Annotated in this window: 3 protein-coding genes; 1 reads left to right on the top strand and 2 read right to left on the bottom strand. The window is 66.3% G+C overall.

Annotated elements, in window-relative coordinates; translation table 11 throughout:
- Positions 1 to 2,448 (top strand): bifunctional metallophosphatase/5'-nucleotidase (locus L0G76_RS14005; protein WP_304357779.1); only part of this gene is annotated, 2,448 nt, incomplete at its 5' end.
- Positions 2,449 to 2,548: 100 nt separating this feature from the next.
- Here L0G76_RS14005 and L0G76_RS14000 read toward each other — a convergent pair.
- On the bottom strand, positions 2,549 to 4,795 hold the full coding sequence (locus L0G76_RS14000; protein ID WP_304357778.1) for a hypothetical protein: 2,247 nt from the start codon (positions 4,793 to 4,795) through the stop codon (positions 2,549 to 2,551).
- A partial coding sequence (locus L0G76_RS13995) for a hypothetical protein (RefSeq protein WP_304357777.1) occupies positions 4,792 to 4,973 on the bottom strand: 182 nt, incomplete at its 5' end. The genes L0G76_RS13995 and L0G76_RS14000, both read right to left, overlap by 4 nt.

Here is a 4,973-nt window from a genome sequence, read left to right as displayed (position 1 = left end):
GCAGCCGACGGCCCTGACTCCGCCGTCAACGATGAGGACTCCACCGGTCAGGACGCATCCGGGCAGGCGGCCGAGGGAACGAAGGTCCAGCTGCTCAACATCACCGACTTCCACGGACGCATCTCCGAAGCCGGCGCCGAGGTCGCCTCCGTGGTCGAGGCGCAGCGCGCCGCCTATGCGGGCCAGGACGGTGCGGCCGGGACCGGGCTCCTGTCGGCCGGTGACAACATCGGCGCCTCAACCTACGTCTCCTCCTCACAGCAGGACACCCCCACCCTCAATGTGCTCAACGCGCTGGGGCTGCAGGCTTCCTCGGTCGGCAACCATGAGTTCGACAAGGGCATCGACGAGCTCACGGGCAGAGTCTCTGCGGAAACCGACTTCCCCTACCTCGGGGCCAATGTCTACGACAAGAACTCCACCGACGTCGTCGACGGGGTCGACGAATACACCATGATCGACGTCGGCGACGTCCAAGTCGCCGTCATCGGCGTCGTCACCAAGGACACCTCGTCACTGGTCTCACCCGAAGGCATCGCCGATCTCGACTTCGGTGACCCCACGGATGCCGTCAACCGGGTCGTCGGCGAGATCGAGGAGCTTCCCGCAGACGATCAGCCGGACATGACGGTCGTCGAGGCCCACCTCGGCGCGTCTGCCACGGACAGCCTGGAGGCGGCCGAGGCATCGAACGCCGAGTTCAAGAAACTGGTCACGAAGGCCGACGCCTCCGTCGATGTCCTCTTCACCGGTCACACGCACCTGCCCTACTCCTTCGACGCCCCGGTGCCGGGCGAACCCGATCGGACGCGTCCCGTCCTCGAAGCTGGCAGCTACGGTTCGGTCGTCGGACAGGTCCAACTCGAAGCCGACGACAACGGCAACTGGACGACGGAGAAGACCGGCCTGCTGCCGACGAAGGACAAGACCTTCGACTCACCCGTCGTCGACGAGGTCACGTCCATCATCGAGACCGCGGAGGAGAAGGCCAAGGTCCCCGGCTCGGTCGTCGCCGGTGAGATCACCGAGGACATCGACCGGGCGTTCGTGCTCGACGCGGACGGCAACCCCAAGACGGACGAGAACGGCGACCTCATCGATGATCGCGGTGCCGAAAGCACCCTGGGCAACCTCGTCGCCGACGCCCTCAAAGACGGGGTCGAGGACACACAGCTCGAGTCCGCGGACTTCGGCATCACCAACCCCGGTGGAGTGCGCACCGACCTCAGATGCGATGACATCTACAACAACGAAGACACGTGCGAGGTCACGGCCGCTGAACTCAGCAACGTGCTGCCCTTCGCCAACGATCACGGGGTCGTGACGATGAAGGGCTCCGACGTCATCGGCCTGTTCGAAGAGCAGTGGCAGCCGGCAGAGGCCTCGCGTCCGTTCCTGCATCTGGGCATCTCCGATGAACTCGAGGTCGTCTACGACTCCAACGCGGCCAAGGGAGAGCGGGTGAAGTCGATCGAGGTCGAGGGCAAGACCATCGACCCGAGCAAGGAGTACAGGGTCGCGACCCTGAGCTTCCTCGCCGCCGGGGGAGACAACTTCTCCTCCTTCACCAAGGGGGAGTTCGAGCTCTCCGGGGCCACGGATTTCGAAACCTGGGTGGACTACTTCGAGAAGAACACCCCCGTTCCTCCGGACAAGGACGAACGCCAGGCGGACCTGACCAAGGACGTCATCGACAACGGTGACCTCGCGGTCGACCTCAACGCCCCCGACGATGGCATCGAGCCCGGTGAGAGCAAGGACTTCGTCCTCAACACCACCGCCGAGGCGGAGATCGCCGGACCCGTGGACGTGAGCGTCGATCTGCCCGCCGGCTACACCGTCAGCCTCCCTGACTCCGCGTCGGAGGCGGGGAAGTCGACCACCGCGAAGTCGACCACCGCGAAGGCTCCCGAGGTCACGGTGAATGCTGCGGCGAAGACGATGACCTTGGAAGCGATCCCTGCCGGTGTCAGCGATGTCGGCATCACCGTCACAGCACCCGCCGACGCCACCGGTGAGGTCACCGTCGAGGTGGGGCTGAAGGCCGGGGACGCCGAATGGTGGGATGACAACCCGCTGCCGCTCAGCCACGAGTTCCAGGCGACGGCACAGGTCGCCGACGAGGCGACCGCGGCGGCCGGCGATGACGGCAGCGCCGAGGGCGCAGCCGACGGCGCAGGGGCGGATGCGAATGCCGACGGCGTCGCCGAGGCAAGCGCCGACGCCTCTGGAACGGACGCGAATGCCGACGGCTCGAACGCGGACGCCTCCGGGGCCACCTCGGCGAATGCCGACGGCAGCGAAGCGAACGCCGACGGTTCGAAGGACGGCGGGGACCTGCCCCGCACCGGCTTCGAAGCCCTGAATCTGGTGGCGGCGGCACTCGCGCTCATCGTCGCAGGCAGCATGGCCGTGACCATGGTGCGACGGCGCAAGACCACGGTGTGACGCACGATCACCGTGTGAGTCACACGCGCAGCACCGACTGAGATCGCACCTGCGACGTTCAGGCGGACCTGGCCAGATGGACCTGGTCAGGCGGAATCGATCAGGCGGATCTGATCGGTTTCGTCTGAGCGTCGCTGTCGTCTGATTGCCTCGTCTCGAAGGTTTCGAGGTGGACCAGCACTGGAACGAGGAAGAGGATGCCCACGGCGGGGACGACGATTCCCGAATCGTTGATGATCGTGCCCACGCCCAGCAGGATGGCGAGGCTGATCATGCCCGCCCGCAGCAGCGGAATCCGTTCATAGGCGGCGGACATGCCGTGCAGCGAGAAACGCTGCGGTGCCAGCGCCAGCCAGAACACGCCGATGATGATGAGCGGCAGGACCAGCGTCATCCACGACTGGGTCAGGATGTCGATGTTCATGCCGATCTTGCGCGCGAACACGCCCAAGGCCTCGCCGCTGATGATGGAGTCGAAGAACCGGCCGAAGTGAGTGCGCTGATCGGCGGGACGCAGCCAGTCGATGAACAGCACCGCCAGCATGACGAAGCCGGCGATCCCCACCGTCAGACCCATGCGTTTGAGGGAGAATCTGATGCTCGCGGCGGCGAGGACGAGATAGGCGACACCGATGATCAGCGTCGGCACGGAACCGAACTTCGTGCCCAGCCCCGGGGCCGCCAAGATCACGGCCGAGACGAGGACCGGGATCGTGACGATGAGGATTCGCACGATTCGGCGCTGTGTCATCGACGCGAATCCGGCGACCGCCAGCAGCAGGGCACAGCAGTAGAGCGCGAGCGCGGAGTTGCCGATCCCGTAGAACCTCGACGCGATGAGCAGCGGTTCGCCCAGCAGCGTCGACATCTGCAGCCGCGAGCCGCTCATCACGTCGTAGGCGAGGACGAGGACCGTGACGACGCAGACGAAGAGCACCGGCCCGAACTTGTGCCCGCGCCACGGCCCCAACAGGGCGATGGCGCCCAGTATCAGCGACCAGCCGGCCAAGGCTCCCAGCATCGCGATATCCGGGTTCGTGGCCCGTTCCCAGGGCACGGTGTTGACCAGATACGTCGATACCGGCATCGCAGCGAAGACGATGCCCAGGCGGTAGGCACCCGAATGGACGAGAGCGCGGTGGTTCTTGCGCAGGAACCAGGCGAGGACCAGGAGTCCGACCATGAGCGAGGCGATGACGGGGAAGAACCAGGTGGACAGCTCGTGCTGGGTTGTGACCGCCACCTGGCGATCGAGAACCGTCTGGAAGCGCGATTCCCACGTGCTGCCGGCGCTGTCGTGGGTCATCGGGGCTCCGGCCACATTGTCCATGGGCTCGCCGCCGCTGAGCTCAACGAGCGTCGGCGCGATGTCGGGCACCTGGACGAGGCCCGGCTGCCGTGTCGACGAGGAGGTCAGCAGCCCGGCCTCGCCACCGGGGTCGAGGGCCATCGCCGCTTGCATCGAAGAACCTTTGTTGGCTCCATCCGCGATCGAGGAGAAGATCACCGGGGTCTGCCCCGATGACAGCCCCTGGGATGCGTCGCCGTCGATCCATCCGTTGGCCTGAAGGATCGTGCCGACACGTTTGTCGAGGGCCTTGAGGGAGTATCCGTCCACGGTGGTGTTGCCGAGGTCGATCAGTGACAGCTCGCCGTCTTCCGAGGCCTGGGTGGCCTTCTCCGCGAGATCCTCGCCGACGGGTGACCAACCGCGAACGTGTCCGTTCGGGGTGGCTGCGGCGATGGCGGCGCCGGGGCCGAAAGCCTGGATCTTCGGTACCGACTCGGAGAGTCCGCCGAGCCCGGCGTCGTAGTTGTCGCCACGCGCCACCTGGGAGTAGACGTCCCAGTCCGCGACCCATCCGTCCAGCGGCGGGGCAGGCTGACGGCACTCTTCGCGCGGCTCATCGGCAGCGCGTCGTCCCGACCCCACAGCCAGCCATCCGTCGACCGGGCAGCTGGTGGCTCGCACGCTGCGCGGGGTGATGGTCCCGATCTGTGCGGACTTCATCATCTTCCACAGATTCGGCGTGGTGCGCGGATCGAGGTCTTCGAAGCTGAAGCCGGAGACCCCGATGAGGATCGGTGCATTCCCCGCCGAGGCGGCCGATCCTTCCGTGGTCCCCCTTCCGGGGTAGTCGGATCCGTCCCCGCTCGCGCTCGCGTCCGAGCTGGTGCTTGCGCTCGTGTTCGTGTCCGAGCTGGTGCTTGCGCTCGTGCTCGCGTCCGTGCTGGTGTTTGCGTTCTCGCTCATGCTCGCTTGAGACGCCGGAGGGAGCCCGAGGATGAGCAGTGCGATGATGAAGATGCCCAGCAGCACCCGCAGCGGAATGGCCGTATTTCTCATGCCCGATCCGTCCTGGTCTCAGACGAGTCTTCGGGGGACTCAGGACCTGTCTCGGGGACGTCAGACGAGTCTTCGGAGCCGCCAGGCGAGTCCTCGGGGGCGTCAGCTCTCATGAGGATGGTCCGTGTGCCGCCGCGGCGTGATCTGCCGCCCGAGCGTGTTCTGCCGCCTGAACGTG

The organism is Brevibacterium picturae (assembly GCF_030453725.1).
GTDB lineage: Bacteria > Actinomycetota > Actinomycetes > Actinomycetales > Brevibacteriaceae > Brevibacterium > Brevibacterium sandarakinum_A.
This window is presented reverse-complemented; position numbering and strand designations above follow the sequence as displayed.

Excerpts from the sequence above, each read along its gene's own strand:
- L0G76_RS14000 (WP_304357778.1), bottom strand. The coding sequence starts at position 4,795 with ATGAGAAATACGGCCATTCCGCTGCGGGTGCTGCTGGGCATCTTCATC.